This window comes from Burkholderia sp. JPY481, from assembly GCF_038900515.1.
GTDB classification, from domain to species: Bacteria; Pseudomonadota; Gammaproteobacteria; order Burkholderiales; family Burkholderiaceae; genus Paraburkholderia; species Paraburkholderia youngii.
Window position 1 is genome coordinate 343,621 of sequence record NZ_JAYMRT010000005.1, and the last position, 13,375, is coordinate 356,995.

Annotated in this window: 12 protein-coding genes; 4 read left to right on the forward strand and 8 right to left on the reverse strand. The window is 66.2% G+C overall.

The window, feature by feature from the left end:
* Positions 1 to 45 precede the first annotated feature (45 nt).
* From VSR82_RS15935 to VSR82_RS15955, 5 genes are all read right to left on the reverse strand, one after another.
* On the reverse strand, positions 46 to 702 hold the full coding sequence (locus VSR82_RS15935; protein WP_429460165.1) for a HutD/Ves family protein: 657 nt from the start codon (positions 700 to 702) through the stop codon (positions 46 to 48).
* Between the two features lie 2 nt (positions 703 to 704).
* Entirely contained in the window at positions 705 to 2,393 is a 1,689-nt protein-coding gene (gene hutU / locus VSR82_RS15940) for a urocanate hydratase (RefSeq protein ID WP_368585547.1), read from the reverse strand.
* Between the two features lie 81 nt (positions 2,394 to 2,474).
* A complete protein-coding gene (gene hutC / locus VSR82_RS15945; RefSeq protein ID WP_368585546.1) occupies positions 2,475 to 3,170 on the reverse strand; it encodes a histidine utilization transcriptional repressor HutC in 696 nt (231 codons plus the stop codon).
* 25 nt (positions 3,171 to 3,195) lie between these two features.
* Positions 3,196 to 4,716, reverse strand: coding sequence for a histidine ammonia-lyase (hutH, locus tag VSR82_RS15950; RefSeq protein WP_429460169.1), 1,521 nt, complete (start codon positions 4,714 to 4,716; stop codon positions 3,196 to 3,198).
* Between the two features lie 272 nt (positions 4,717 to 4,988).
* Positions 4,989 to 5,912: a LysR substrate-binding domain-containing protein gene (locus VSR82_RS15955; RefSeq protein WP_368585544.1), complete on the reverse strand. Its 924-nt coding sequence runs from the start codon at positions 5,910 to 5,912 to the stop codon at positions 4,989 to 4,991.
* Between the two features lie 104 nt (positions 5,913 to 6,016).
* Between VSR82_RS15955 and VSR82_RS15960 the strand changes: the two genes are divergently transcribed.
* A complete protein-coding gene (locus VSR82_RS15960; RefSeq protein WP_429460171.1) occupies positions 6,017 to 6,931 on the forward strand; it encodes an NAD-dependent epimerase/dehydratase family protein in 915 nt (304 codons plus the stop codon).
* Positions 6,932 to 7,063: 132 nt separating this feature from the next.
* Positions 7,064 to 7,246, forward strand: a complete 183-nt coding sequence (locus VSR82_RS15965) for a hypothetical protein (RefSeq protein ID WP_368585542.1) — start codon at positions 7,064 to 7,066, stop codon at positions 7,244 to 7,246.
* A gap of 91 nt (positions 7,247 to 7,337) precedes the next feature.
* On the opposite strand, the gene VSR82_RS15970 is transcribed toward VSR82_RS15965, so the two are convergent.
* Positions 7,338 to 8,084: a DUF899 domain-containing protein gene (locus VSR82_RS15970; RefSeq protein WP_498857897.1), complete on the reverse strand. Its 747-nt coding sequence runs from the start codon at positions 8,082 to 8,084 to the stop codon at positions 7,338 to 7,340.
* Between the two features lie 179 nt (positions 8,085 to 8,263).
* On the reverse strand, positions 8,264 to 9,661 hold the full coding sequence (locus VSR82_RS15975) for an NCS2 family permease (protein ID WP_368585540.1): 1,398 nt from the start codon (positions 9,659 to 9,661) through the stop codon (positions 8,264 to 8,266).
* A gap of 540 nt (positions 9,662 to 10,201) precedes the next feature.
* On the opposite strand from VSR82_RS15975, the gene VSR82_RS15980 reads away from it, so the two are divergent.
* Together VSR82_RS15980 and VSR82_RS15985 are read left to right on the forward strand one after the other, a co-directional pair.
* The gene (locus tag VSR82_RS15980; RefSeq protein WP_498857898.1) at positions 10,202 to 11,182 is read left to right on the forward strand and encodes a PRC-barrel domain containing protein; all 981 of its coding nucleotides are present in this window, start codon (positions 10,202 to 10,204) and stop codon (positions 11,180 to 11,182) included.
* Positions 11,179 to 12,444, forward strand: a complete 1,266-nt coding sequence (locus VSR82_RS15985; protein ID WP_368624167.1) for an MFS transporter — start codon at positions 11,179 to 11,181, stop codon at positions 12,442 to 12,444. The genes VSR82_RS15980 and VSR82_RS15985 overlap by 4 nt, the downstream gene beginning before the upstream one ends.
* Before the next feature lie 216 nt (positions 12,445 to 12,660).
* Here the strand turns inward: VSR82_RS15985 and VSR82_RS15990 are convergent, their stop codons facing one another.
* Complete coding sequence (locus VSR82_RS15990; protein WP_013089052.1) at positions 12,661 to 13,170, reverse strand: hypothetical protein; 510 nt, start codon at positions 13,168 to 13,170, stop codon at positions 12,661 to 12,663.
* Positions 13,171 to 13,375 lie beyond the last annotated feature (205 nt).

A 13,375-nucleotide genomic window follows, 5' to 3' on the forward strand; every position in this document is an offset into this window, starting at 1 on the left:
TTGGCCGTGATGGAGCGCATGCAATGCCTCATCACGTATGAATCGTCATCGCGTGTAGCGGATCGTGATGGCGAGCAACGCGCCGTCGCCCGTTAGCGTGCAAGCGAGCGCGCTCGGCCCGTCGACGCGCAGCGCGTCACCGGTGTCGAGCCGGACCGCTTGCGCGTGGTCCGCCGTCAACGCGACCGTGACCGCGCCGCCCGCGCAAAACAGCAGCGCCACGTCGCCATCGAGCACGCGCCGCTCATTCTGCTTTGCGCCGACACGCCACACGTCCAACTCGCCCTGCGCCACGTCACGGCGCACCATCAGGTTGAAGTCGCGCGTCGCGCCATCGACGAGCTGCGCGTCGATGCGCGTCTCGCCGCTAAAGCGCGCCAGATCGAGCGGCTGTCGCAACACATGCGTGTTGACGACGCCCGCATCGCCCAGCTCATCGAGCAGCATGCCCGCGCCCGATAGCAACACGAGCGTCCGGTCGACGCCGTCGAAGCGCGAGAACGGCCCAGCCTGCGCGACCTCGGCGACGCTCACGCGCCACACGAAGTCGGCGCTCGCCGCGCCCTGCCCGCCGCGTGGCGACGGAAACGCCGCGACCTCGCGCGTGACGCCGCCGCCGTTTTTCCACGGCGCCGCCACGAGCTCGGCGCCGCGAATCAGCGTGACGTTTGCGATGTCGCCCGCGTGGTGGGCCTGGATCACGATCAGCGGCCCAGCATCGGCAGATTGAGGCCAGCCTCGCGCGCCGTTTGCTGCGCGAGTTCATAGCCCGCATCCGCGTGACGCATCACGCCGGTGGCCGGATCGTTCAGCAGCACACGACCGAGGCGCTGGTGCGCGGCTTCGGTGCCGTCCGCGACGATCACGACGCCCGAGTGCTGCGAGAAGCCCATGCCGACGCCGCCACCGTGATGCAGCGACACCCACGATGCACCGCCCGCGGTATTGAGCAGCGCGTTCAGCAGCGGCCAGTCGCTGACCGCGTCCGAGCCGTCCTTCATCGATTCCGTTTCGCGGTTCGGGCTCGCGACCGAACCGGTGTCGAGATGATCGCGGCCGATCACGATCGGCGCCTTCAGCTCGCCGTTCTTGACCATTTCGTTGAACGCCTGGCCGAGACGATAACGATCCTTCACGCCGACCCAGCAAATCCGCGCCGGCAAGCCCTGGAACGCGATGCGTTCGCGCGCCATGTCGAGCCAGTTGTGCAGATGCGGATCGTCGGGGATCAGTTCCTTGACCTTCGCATCGGTCTTGTAGATGTCCTCGGGGTCTCCCGACAGCGCGACCCAGCGGAACGGGCCCTTGCCTTCGCAGAACAGCGGGCGGATATACGCCGGCACGAAGCCGGGGAAATCGAACGCGTCTTCGACGCCCATTTCGAGCGCCATCTGACGGATGTTGTTGCCGTAGTCGAGCGTGGCCGCGCCGCGTTCCTGCAGCGTCAGCATCGCCTGCACCTGCCTCGCCATCGACTGCTTGGCCGGCGTGACGATGCTGTCCGGCGCGGTCTTCTGACGCTCGCGCCAGTCTTCCACCGTCCAGCCCTGCGGCAGGTAGCCATGGATCGGATCGTGCGCGCTGGTCTGGTCGGTCACGCAGTCCGGCGTGATGCCGCGCGCGACGCACTCGGCGAACACATCCGCGGCGTTGCCGAGCAGGCCGACCGAGATCGGCTTGCCGGCCTTCTTCGCTTCGTCGATCATCGCGAGCGCTTCATCGAGCGTCTTCGCTTTCCTGTCGACGTAGCGCGTCTTCAGACGGAAGTCGATGCGCGTCTCGTCGCATTCGACCGCGATCATCGAGAAGCCCGCCATCGTCGCCGCGAGCGGCTGCGCGCCGCCCATGCCGCCGAGGCCGCCGGTCAAAATCCAGCGGCCCGCAGGCTCCCCGTTGAAGTGCTCGTTCGCGACCGCGAAGAAGGTCTCGTAGGTGCCCTGCACGATGCCTTGGCTGCCGATGTAGATCCAGCTGCCCGCGGTCATCTGGCCGTACATCATCAGGCCCTTGCGATCGAGTTCATGGAAGTGTTCCCAGGTCGCCCAATGCGGCACGAGGTTCGAATTCGCGAGCAGCACGCGCGGCGCGTCCGCATGCGTGCGAAACACGCCGACCGGCTTGCCCGATTGAATCAGCAGCGTTTCGTCTTCGTTCAAATCCTTCAGCGACGCGAGGATCTGGTCGAAGCAATCCCAGTTGCGCGCGGCACGGCCGATGCCGCCGTACACGACGAGCGCGTGCGGATGCTCGGCGACTTCGGGGTCCAGATTGTTCTGGATCATCCGGTACGCGGCTTCCGCGATCCAGGTCTTGCAGGTCTTTTCCGCGCCGCGCGGTGCGCGGATCGTGCGAGTCGGATCAAGACGCGGATCGATGTGTTTCGGATTGTTCATGGTGTCCCTCGGAATGCGTGACGATGTTCGATAAAGATTCGGCGAAGACGAAAAAGCGCGAAAAAGCGCGAAAAAGCGAATTCAGAAATGCCCAGTGAAGCGGTAACGGGTGCCCGGGTGCCACAGGTTCGCGATCGAAGCGACCGCGCCTTGCGACCACGTGCGCCGGTGCAGCACCAGACACGGCTCGCGTTCGCTCATGTTCAACAGCTCGCGCGTGATGTCGTCGGCGGCGAGCGCCTCGATGCGGTACTCGACGCGCTGCAGCGGCGCGACGCGCATGAGGTACTGGTTCGGCGTGGTGTTCGTGAAGTCCTGCAGCCCGTATTCGGGCGCGACGGCCGGATTGACCCAGCGTTCTTCGAGCTGCACCGGCTCGTCGTTTTCGAAATGCAGCAGACGCGAATGAAACACGGGGCTGCCCGCGCTCACCTGGATCTCTTCGGCGAGCGCCGCGTCGGCGATGCTGGCGCCGATGTTCAGCACCTTCGCCTGATAGCGGTGACCGCGCGCGACGATTTCATCGGAGATGCTGCGGATCGCCACCAGGGTGGACTCGTACTTGGGCCGGGCGACGAACGTGCCCGAGCCTTGTACGCGTGTCAGCACCTGCTCCGAGGTCAGCTCGCGCAACGCGCGGTTGACCGTCATGCGCGCAACGCTGAACTCGCGCGCAAGCTCGTTTTCGGAGGGCACCTGATCGCCTTCGGCCCATTCGCCCGCGTGGATGCGCGCGAGGATGAAGTCCTTGATGCCCTGATAAGCGGGTGCGTTCATTGTTTCGATCCGCGCTCTCGACGACTCATTGTTCCGACACGAACGAGAACGGGCTCAGCTTCGCGACCGCGCCTGCCTGCACGAGCTTCGTGACCGCCGCGATATCCGGTGCGAAGTAGTGGTCGAGCTCGTAGTGCGCGACGTCCTTGCGCACGAGGTCCATCACCTTCTGCAAGCTCGGGCCGGTCTTGTGCGGTGCGCGCAGATCGACGCCCTGAGCGGCGGCGAGCAGTTCGATCGACAGGATGTTCGCGGTGTTGTCGGCGATATCGCCGAGCTTGCGCGCGGCGAACGTCGCCATCGACACGTGGTCTTCCTGGTTCGCCGAAGTGGGCAGCGAATCCACCGAGGCCGGATGCGCGAGCGTCTTGTTCTCCGACGCGAGCGCGGCAGCCGTCACGTGCGCGATCATGAAGCCCGAGTTCACGCCGCCATCCTTGACGAGGAACGGCGGCAGGCCCGACAGCGTCGCGTCGATCAGGAGCGCGATGCGGCGCTCGGCGAGCGCGCCGATTTCCGACGCGGCGAGCGCAAGGTTGTCCGCCGCGAACGCGACCGGCTCGGCATGGAAGTTGCCGCCCGACAGCACTTCGCCGGTGTCCGGGAAAATCAGCGGATTGTCGGAAACCGCGTTCGCTTCTGTCAGCAGCGTTTCGGCGGCCTGACGCATCTGGTCGAGACACGCGCCCATCACCTGCGGCTGGCAGCGCAGGCTGTACGGGTCCTGCACCTTGTCGCAATCGGCGTGCGACACGTTGATCGCCGAGCCTTGCAGCAGCGAGCGATAAGCCGCGGCCGCGTCGATCTGGCCTTGATGGCCGCGCAGTTCGTGGATGCGCGCATCGAACGGCTTGACCGAGCCCATCGCCGCATCGACCGACAGCGCGCCGGCGACGAGCGCCGTGCGGAACAGGTCTTCGATCGCGAACATGTTGTAGAGCGCGAGCGCGGTCGACGCCTGCGTGCCGTTCAGCAGCGCGAGACCTTCCTTCGCCTGCAGCGTCATCGGCTTCAGGCCGACGAGCGCGAGACCTTCGGTGGCCGGCATGCGCTCGCCCTTCGCGAACACTTCGCCGACGCCGAGCAGGATCGCCGACATATGCGCGAGCGGCGCGAGGTCGCCCGAGGCGCCAACCGAGCCCTTGACCGGAATCACCGGCAGCACGTCGGCGTTGAACAGCGCGATCAGCGCTTCCATCACTTCGCGGCGGATGCCCGAGTGGCCGCGGCCGAGGCTCGACAGCTTAAGCGCGATCAGCAAACGCACGACCGGGCGCGACATCGGCTCGCCGACGCCGACCGCGTGCGACAGCACCAGATTGCGCTGCAGCAGTTCGAGCTGATCGCGCGGGATGTGCGTGCTGGCAAGGCGGCCAAAGCCGGTGTTGATGCCATAAGCCGGCTCGCCCTTGGCGGTGATGTCGGCGACTGCCTGCGCGCACGCGTCGATGGCGGCGTGGCTCGCGGGATCGAGTTGCAGGGTGACCTGCTCGCGTGCGATCTGGCGCAGTTGCGGGAGGGTCAGGTAGCCGGGCTTCAGAATCATGGTTGTCGTCCTGTCTATACAAGTTCAAATAAGTCTAGCCGGCGAGTCTTGTATATACAACTTCTTTTTCGAGATTTCCTGCCTGGGGATTTCCATTATTTGCGGCGTGGTTCGGTGCGGAATCGGCAAGTTTGGCCGTGGGTCGCATGCGGCGGAGGCGGGGCGCATGGGTCGGCGTGGGCTCGGCGGCCGAACCCACAGTTGTATATACACCTTCGCGGCGCGGCTCGGCCGATATCTGAGTTATAGGAGAGAAGGCGCCGCGACGCGGATCAGAGCTTGACCCGCGCCGCGATGAAATCGAGGAAGCACTGCACACGCCCCGCGAGCGATGCGCTCTGGTAGTACACCGCATGCACCGGCTGCCGTTCGTCGACGAGCAGGTTACCGAGAATCGGTACGAGGCGGTTGTCGCGCACGTCGGCGGCAGTCATGAAGTCGGCCAGACAGGCGATGCCCCAGCCGCTCAGCGCCAGTTGCCGCAAGGTTTCGCCGCTCGATGCGGTGATCGACGGTTCGATCTTCAGCAGCGCGGCTTCGTCCCGCGGTCCCTTGACGCGCTTCGTTCCGCGGCCCCCTTCCCTCAACGGCCAGCGATTCAGATGCTCCGGCGCCGTAAAGCCGATCAGCCGATGCGCGCGCAATGCATCGAGCGTGGTCGGCTCGCCATGCTCGGCCAGATACGCCGGGCTCGCGAGCACGCGCAGCCTGCTCTCGCCGAGCGCGCGCGCATGCAGCGTCGAATCCTGCAGCGCGCCGATCCGAATCGCGATGTCGACCTTCTGTTCGAGCAGATCGACGATCCGCTCGTTGCTGGTCAGTTCGAGCCGGATCTCCGGATACAGCGCCGAAAACGCGGTCATATGCGGCGCCACGCAATGCAGCATGAACGGCGACGCCGCATCGACGCGCAAGCGCCCCGACGGCCGTTCGCGGCCGCGCGCGACCGACTCCTCGGCCTCTTCGAGCGCGTCGAGAATCGCGCGGGCGCGACGCAGGAACGCGTCGCCTTCCTCGGTCAGATGCAGACGCCGCGTCGTACGCCGCACCAGCGCGGTGTCGAGCTTCTGTTCGAGGCGCGTTAGCGCGCGGCTCACGCCTGAGACGGTCTGACCCAGCTTCTCGGCCGCCGCCGTGATCGAACCGCTGTCGATCACGGTGACGAATACGAGCAATTCGTCCGTGGAGGTTTTCATTATTGATTTCAAATCAAGATTGATTTGAGACTAACACGCTTTTTGCGAGAATCCGCGCGAGCGATACTGCGCACCTGTCCCAGCATTTCCCTCAGGAGAACGTCTTGAAGATTTTCGTTACTGGCGCAAGCGGTTTTATCGGCGGCTCGATCGCGGCGCATCTGGCGCGCGCCGGCCATCAGGTGCGCGGTCTGATCCGCAAGCCCGAACACAGCGCCGAGTTGCAACGGCTCGGCATCGAGCCGGTCATCGGCACGCTCGACGACCGCGCGTTGCTGATCGCCGAAGCGCAAGCGGCCGACGCGGTGATCAACGCCGCGAGCAGCGATCACGAAGGCGCGGTGCGCGCGCTGATCGACGGACTCGCGGGTTCGGGCAAGGTGTTCCTGCACACGAGCGGTTCGAGCATCGTCGGCGATGCGTCGGGCGGCGAAGCCGGTGAAGCGCGCATCTATCACGAGGACGCGCTGCCCACCCCGACCGCCGACAAAGCCGCGCGCGTCGCGATCGATCAGCTGGTGCTCGACGCCGCGCAACGCAACGTGCGCTCGGCCGTGCTGTGCAATACGCTGATCTACGGTCACGGCGCGGTGGCCGGCAGCGCGAGCGTGCAGTTGCCGCGGCTCGTGCGCCAGGCGCAAAAGAGCGGCGTCGTGCGTCATGTGGGCAGCGGCGGCAACATCTGGTCGAACGTGCATATCGACGACGTCGCCGAGCTGTATCGTCTCGCGCTCGATAAAACCCCTGCCGGCACGTTCTATTTCGTCGAAAGCGGCGAAGCGTCGTTCAGCGACATGAGCGCCGCGATCGCGCGCGCGATGAAGCTCGGCGCGCCGCAAAACTGGCCGCTCGAGGCCGCGAAACAGGAATGGGGCTACGAAATGGCCTCGTACGGTCTCGGCTCGAATAGCCGAGTGCGCGGCGAACGCGCGCGCAAGCTGCTTGGCTGGCAGCCGCGGCGCACGTCGGTGATCGAATGGATCGAACGCGACATGATGGTGCCGCAAAGCGCCGTCTGACGGGGCTTTGCGCGCTTCACGCACCGTAAACTGTGTAAGCGCGGCCGTTGCGAATCCGTAAGCTCATTTCGCTAGAATCGCGGGCACCTGACGGTGCGATTGCACCGTCGCATCCCCGCTCCGATTCGACCGATGAGCTTCGCGCTGAACTTCGACTGGCTGACCAACCTGATGGCGATTCTGTTCGTCGTCGCGTGTCTGTACGACACGCGCTACGACGAATACGGCGTTCTGACGCTGGCCGCCGCGGCGATGAGCCTCATCGTGATGGCGATGGAAATATTCCTCAAACCCGCCTTCGACATGGCGCTGTAACGAGCTTTGCAACGCTGATACAGCGCGAGGCAGCGCGCCTGCTTAGCGCGGCGCGCGCCCCTCACCCTCCGCGTCGACCCGCTTCACCGCTTCACACCGTGTACGATCCGCAGGCCGGGCACGCCGCGCGCGCGTGATCGTCGTAGCGGTCGTGATGCCTGACCCAGTCGGTCAGATTGCTCTGCTCGTTGCGGCCCTTCGGCGCGATGTCCAGCAGCGCGTAGGTGTTCACGAAGCGCTCGTCGCCGCGCGCGTAGCACGAGTACGTGTGGTACACGTCACCGTTTTCGTCCTTGTAGAACACGCTGTGGCCATGCTGTTCGTCGATGCCGACGTCCTGCTCGGTGAAGTTGTAGAACGCCTTTTTGCTCGCCAGCTGCTCGGGCGTGAACGACACGTGGTAGTCGAAATTGAAATCGCTGCCGCTCGACGACACCCACGGAAACGTCCATCCCATGCGCCGCTTGAACGCGTCGATCTTCTCGAGCGGCGCGTGCGATACCGTCACATAGCTGACGTCGTGATGGACCAGATGCGTGAGAATGCCGGTCATATGGTCCGACAGGAACGAGCAGCCGACGCAGCCCTCCTCCCAGTCCGGGCCCAGCATGAAGTGATAAACGATCAGCTGGCTGCGGCCGTCGAACAGTTCGGCGAGCGTCTTGCGGCCGTCAGGCGTATCGAACGTATAAAGCTTGTCGACCTTGACCCAGGGCAATTCGCGGCGCTTGCGCGCGAGTTCGTCGCCGGCGCGCATATGCGCTTTTTCGTCGGCGAGAAGCGCGCGGCTCGCGGCCAGCCACTCTTCCCGGCTGCCGATGCGATGTTGCGGTTCCATCTGCGTCTCCTTTCCTGCGCATGCAGGACTTGACCATAAGGTTATGGTTTAGAAGCGCCGGCGCGGAAGTCAAGGACAGGTGGGCACCCAGGACCGGACAAAAAGATACGCGGCACGCCGCGGACCGAACCGCAACGCACCGCGTCAAGGTGGAGAACCACGACTACCTGCAACGAAACTCAGATCGCCCAGCCGCCGAGATAGAACCCGACCAGCACCACCGCGATCGCCACGGTGCCGACATTGAGCTTGCGATACTCGCCGCTGACGACGCGTCCGATCACGAGCGTCGCGAAGCCGAGCATGATGCCGGTCACGATGTTCGCGGTCAGCACGATGAACACCGCGCACACGAGCCCCGCCATCGCGTCGACCATGTCGTCCATATGCAGCTTGCTGACGTTCGACAGCATCAGCAGCCCGACGTACATCAGCGCGGGCGCGGTCGCGTACGAAGGCACCAGCGCGGCGAGCGGCGAGAAGAACATCACGACCAGGAACAGCAGACCGACGACCGCCGCCGCCATCCCGGTCTTCGCGCCCGCCGCGACCCCGACCGTCGATTCGATATACGCGGCCGCCGGCGCGCCGCCGAGCAGGCCCGAGAAGATCGAGCTCAGCGAATCGGCGGTCAGCGCGCGGCCGCCGTTGATGATGCGGCCGTTCTCGTCGAGTTGTCCCGCCTGACCGGCGACCGCGCGGATCGTGCCGGTCGCGTCGAACACGGCGGTCATCACGAGTGCGAGCACGCTCGGCAGCACCGCCATCGACAGCGCGCCTTTCACGTCCATCGCGCCGATCAGCGACGCATGACCCGGCGCGCTCAACGACGGCACCGCGAAGACGCCGTGGAACGCGACGGCCGGATCGATCGCGAGCCCGATCGCCGAGATCGCGACGATCACGATCAGGATCGAGCCCGGCACGCGCCGCCGCACCAGCCCGAAGATCGCGGCGAGTCCGGCGACCGACATCAGCGCCGGCAACGCCGTGATATTGCCGAGCGACACCGGCAGCCCCGCGCCCGGATTCTTGACGACGAGGCCGACGTCGTTCGCGGCGATCAGCAGCAGGAACAGGCCGATGCCGATGCCGGTGCCGTGCGCGATGCCGGTCGGCAGATTGCGCAGAATCCACGAGCGCACGCCGGTCACCGAAATCGTCGTGAACACGACGCCCATCAGGAACACCGCGCCGAGCGCGACGTTCGGATGCAGGCCCTTGCCGAGCACGAGGCCGAACGCGGTGAATGCGGTCAGCGAGATCGCGCAGCCGATCGCGATCGGCAGACGCGCCCACACGCCCATCAGCAGCGAGCCGAACGCCGTGGTCAGACACACGGCGACGAACACCGCGCTGGTGTCGAAGCCCGCCTTGCCGAACATGCCCGGCACGACGAATACCGAATAAACCATCGCTAGGAAGGTCGTGATGCCCGCGACGATCTCCTGGCGCTGCGTGCTGCCGCGCGCGGAAATGTCGAAGTAGCGGTCGAGCAAGCCCTTACCGCGCAATGATCCGGTGTCGAAGGATTCGCTCGCGACGTCGGAATTCGCGAGGGCCTGGGGTTCCATCATGATGAGTGCCTCCTTTATCAGCGCGCTGAAACGGCCGCCAGCGCGGCCGTCATCAGGTTCGTCTCGTGGATTTGTTGGTGTGGGTAACGCTTTTCTGAGTCGAAATGTAGGTGAAGAGAACTATGCGTCCAATCGCATGTATGGCATGCCGGGCATGTCGCGCGACTTATAACTTTTGCGTGACGGTCGCTCGCGCTAGCGCTGCGCGCGTTTACACCTACGGCATTCGAGCGGCCGCGAAACGCGCCGCACCCGCTTCGGTGATCGCGTTGCAGGCACGCGCCGTGCAGCGCAATATCGGCAGAGCATCGGCGAAACGCCTGCAAGCCTGTCCGCGAAAGCCTGTCCGCGCGGCAGCGCAGGTTAAACTCTGGGCCGTACCCCATTCCAACCGCGGCGGCTCATCGCGCCCGTCCGCACCTGCCCGTGGAGTTTTTCCTGATGACTGGCGGTTTTCCGCGCCCCGCCGGGCGCCTGCCGATTGTCCCGATTGGACCGCTTGGATCGCTTCGCCCGCTCGATTCGCCTGATTCGCTAGAGATGCTTCGACTTTTCCGCTGGCTATGCACCGTGGCCGCGCTGTTCGCGCTCGCCGCGCTGTCCGGTTGCAGCAGCCTGCTGTGGGGTACGCAGCAGGCGCCGATCGTCGACGCGCGGGTGATGCCGGTCGAGCCGGCCAGCGCGCCGGTCGCCGCTTCCGCGCCCGAGCCGGTCGAGACCGAGACGAACGAAGGGCCCGAGGAGCCGAAGAAGCCGAAGAAGCCGGTCGTCAAGCCGCACAAGGTCGAGCCGCCGCCGCCCGTCGTCGCGCCGGCTCCGCCGCCGCCGCCCCCGCCACCGCCGCCGCTGATCGTGCTGCGCACGATCGAGCGCAGCGACGCGCGCACGCTGCTCGACAGCCAGGTGCAGAAGCCCGACGGCAAGGTGGTCGGCCGCGCGGTCGACATGACCACCGACGCGGCCGGCAAGCCGCGCGAGATGGTCGTCAATCTGCAGGGCTTTCTCGGCGTCGGCGATCGCAAGGTGAACTTCCCGTGGGGCACGTTCCACTTCACGCCGACCGCGAAGGGCGCGCCGATCACGCTGACGGCGACGGCGGTGCCGGCCGCCGCGAACAAGACGAACGCGCTGGAGCTGGCGCTGCTCGATGCGACCGTCGAGCGCGCGAACGGCGCGAAGGTGGGCCGCGTGGTCGACGTGCTGATCGACGGCAACGCGCAGCCGCAGGCGGTCGTGCTCGACGTGAGCGGCACCGTCAGCACCGACCGGCGCACGATCGCCGCGAACTGGTCGGCGCTGCGCTTCGTCACGCGCGACAAGGAGCTGCATCCGCAGCTCGATCTGAGCGACGCGCAGATCAACGCGACGCCGCCCTATGTGGCCGACAAGCCGATCCGCGCGGTGTCGCCCGCGCCGCCCCCCGGTCCGCCGGCGCAGCCTGCCGCGAGCGCCGCGCCGGCGAGCTCGGCGCCGCCGGCGGCGTCGGCCGTCGCGGTTTCCAACGCACGGGCGGTGCGATGACGGTCCGCACTCAGGTCACGGCGCGAAGTCTGCGCGCGCTCGATTGGCTCAACTTCTTCGTCGCCAATGTGCAGACGGGCTTCGGGCCGTTCATCGCGTCGTATCTCGCGTCGCACAAGTGGACCCAGGGCGAGATCGGCATGGTGCTCTCGGTCGGCACGATCAGCGCGATGGTCAGCCAGGTGCCCGGCGGCGCCGCGGTCGACGCACTGCGCAACAAGAAAGCGGCGGCCGCGTGGGCGATCACCGCGATCATCCTGAGCGCGATGCTGCTCGCGATGAGCCCGACCGTGCTGCCGGTGATCGCCGCCGAGGTGTTCCACGGCTTCGCGAGCTGCATGCTGACGCCGGCGCTCGCGGCGATCTCGTTCGCGCTGGTGGGTCGCGCGAATCTCGGCGACCGGCTCGGCCGCAATGCGCGCTGGGCGTCGATCGGCAGTGCGGTAGCGGCCGGTCTGATGGGTCTGTTCGGCGAGTACTACTCGCCGCGCGCGGTGTTCTTTCTGACCGCCGGTCTCGCGGTTCCCGCGCTGATCGCGCTATCGATGATCCAGCGCACCGACACGATCGAGCTGCCGCAAGCGCTGCCCACCCCTGAGCAGCTCGAGCGGCGCGAAAGCCTGCGCGAGCTGCTGCGCGACCGGCGCATGCTGCTGTTCGCCGCGTGCATCGTGCTGTTCCATCTGTCGAACGCGGCGATGCTGAACCTCGCAGCCGGCGAAGTGACGGCCGGCATGGGCGACAACGTGCAGCTCGTGATCGCGGCGTGCATCATCGTGCCGCAGGCGATCGTCGCGATGATGTCGCCGTGGGTCGGGCGCTCGGCCGAACGCTGGGGCCGCCGGCCGATCCTGCTGCTCGGCTTCTCCGCACTGCCGCTGCGCGCGCTGCTGTTCGCGGGCATCAGCAGCCCTTATCTGCTCGTGCCGGTGCAGATGCTCGACGGCTTGAGCGCCGCGGTGTTTGGCGTGATGCTGCCGCTGATCGCCGCCGACGTCGCCGGCGACAAGGGCCGCTACAACCTGTGTATCGGCCTGTTCGGACTCGCGGCCGGCATCGGCGCGACGCTGAGCACGACCGCGGCGGGCTTCGTCGCCGATCGTTTCGGCAACATGGTGAGCTTCTTCTGCCTCGCGGCGGCCGGTGCGCTCGCGGTGCTGCTGGTGTGGGCGGCGATGCCCGAGACGCGCGTGGCGGCGACCAGCAACGGCGATGGCAATGGCGCGGCGGTGCCTGGGCGGGGGAAGTCGGCGGCGCGGTGAGTCGCGTCAGGTGTATCAGTCGGGGCGTGAACTGACGGTCACAGTCAGTTCACGCCGCAAGCAGGCAATCGTGATTGAACCCAACCTGGGCGGCAAGGTTCATGGCTGTCCGGAACGTGACGAAACAAGGCTGCGGCTCCCCTTCTTGCAAACCTCACGGTTCCCCTCTGAAGGCTTCACTGCAAGGGGCACCGATGGGCTCGTCTCGACTGCTTCTCAGGGGAAGATCGGGGTCGTCGGCTCCGCACCTTCGAGATCGGCCTTCGGAAAATGATGCGCGACCATCTGCTCGATCTCCTGTTCGCGCGATCCAGGCACGTCGGCCATGATCAGGATCTGGCCGTCACGTATGGCGCCGCGAAAGCGCTCGAGTCGTGCGTTCGGTTCGTCGACGCCGATCATCGTGGCCGTCCAGGCCCCGAAGCCGGCACCTGTCAACGTCAATGCGACGACGGCTCCGCCCGCAATGGTGAGCCCCGCGGGAGGAAACACCAGTGCCACGAGGCCGAGAAGCGCGCCGGTCGCACCGCCGAGCGCCACGCCGCGTTCGAGCGAGTGCACGACGTCGCTGCTTTGCAGTAAGGATGCCTCGGGTAACTGTTCGAGTGCGACACTGTGATTCGCGAGGACATGGATATGTCGCCATGTGATCCGCGCCCGCAGCAAGTCGTCTACGATCGCCTTCGCCGTCGTCGTGTCAGGTACGAGGAAATAAAGACGTCTCATGTCGGCTCTCCATCGATCAAGGAGTCCCTCAACGGGTCATGCTGTTTATCGTACCCCTGCCGCGTGCCATCAGGAGGCGTAGGTGGCCTGGGAAATCGATGCAGGAGGCGGCCGTTTTGCACTGCATCGCAGCAAGCGACTCCTCCATTCATCCGCTCATACATGGGGCGCGCTTCCCCCTTGCGCAGCCTTGCACGATGCAAAG

Coding starts and splice junctions, on each gene's coding strand:
- VSR82_RS15975 (WP_368585540.1), bottom strand. CDS start 9,661: ATGATGGAACCCCAGGCCCTCGCGAATTCCGACGTCGCGAGCGAATCC.
- hutC (WP_368585546.1), bottom strand. CDS start 3,170: ATGAACGCACCCGCTTATCAGGGCATCAAGGACTTCATCCTCGCGCGC.
- VSR82_RS15985 (WP_368624167.1), top strand. CDS start 11,179: ATGACGGTCCGCACTCAGGTCACGGCGCGAAGTCTGCGCGCGCTCGAT.
- VSR82_RS15965 (WP_368585542.1), top strand. CDS start 7,064: ATGAGCTTCGCGCTGAACTTCGACTGGCTGACCAACCTGATGGCGATT.
- VSR82_RS15970 (WP_498857897.1), bottom strand. CDS start 8,084: ATGGAACCGCAACATCGCATCGGCAGCCGGGAAGAGTGGCTGGCCGCG.
- VSR82_RS15980 (WP_498857898.1), top strand. CDS start 10,202: ATGCTTCGACTTTTCCGCTGGCTATGCACCGTGGCCGCGCTGTTCGCG.
- hutH (WP_429460169.1), bottom strand. CDS start 4,716: ATGATTCTGAAGCCCGGCTACCTGACCCTCCCGCAACTGCGCCAGATC.
- VSR82_RS15990 (WP_013089052.1), bottom strand. CDS start 13,170: ATGAGACGTCTTTATTTCCTCGTACCTGACACGACGACGGCGAAGGCG.
- VSR82_RS15955 (WP_368585544.1), bottom strand. CDS start 5,912: ATGAAAACCTCCACGGACGAATTGCTCGTATTCGTCACCGTGATCGAC.
- hutU (WP_368585547.1), bottom strand. CDS start 2,393: ATGAACAATCCGAAACACATCGATCCGCGTCTTGATCCGACTCGCACG.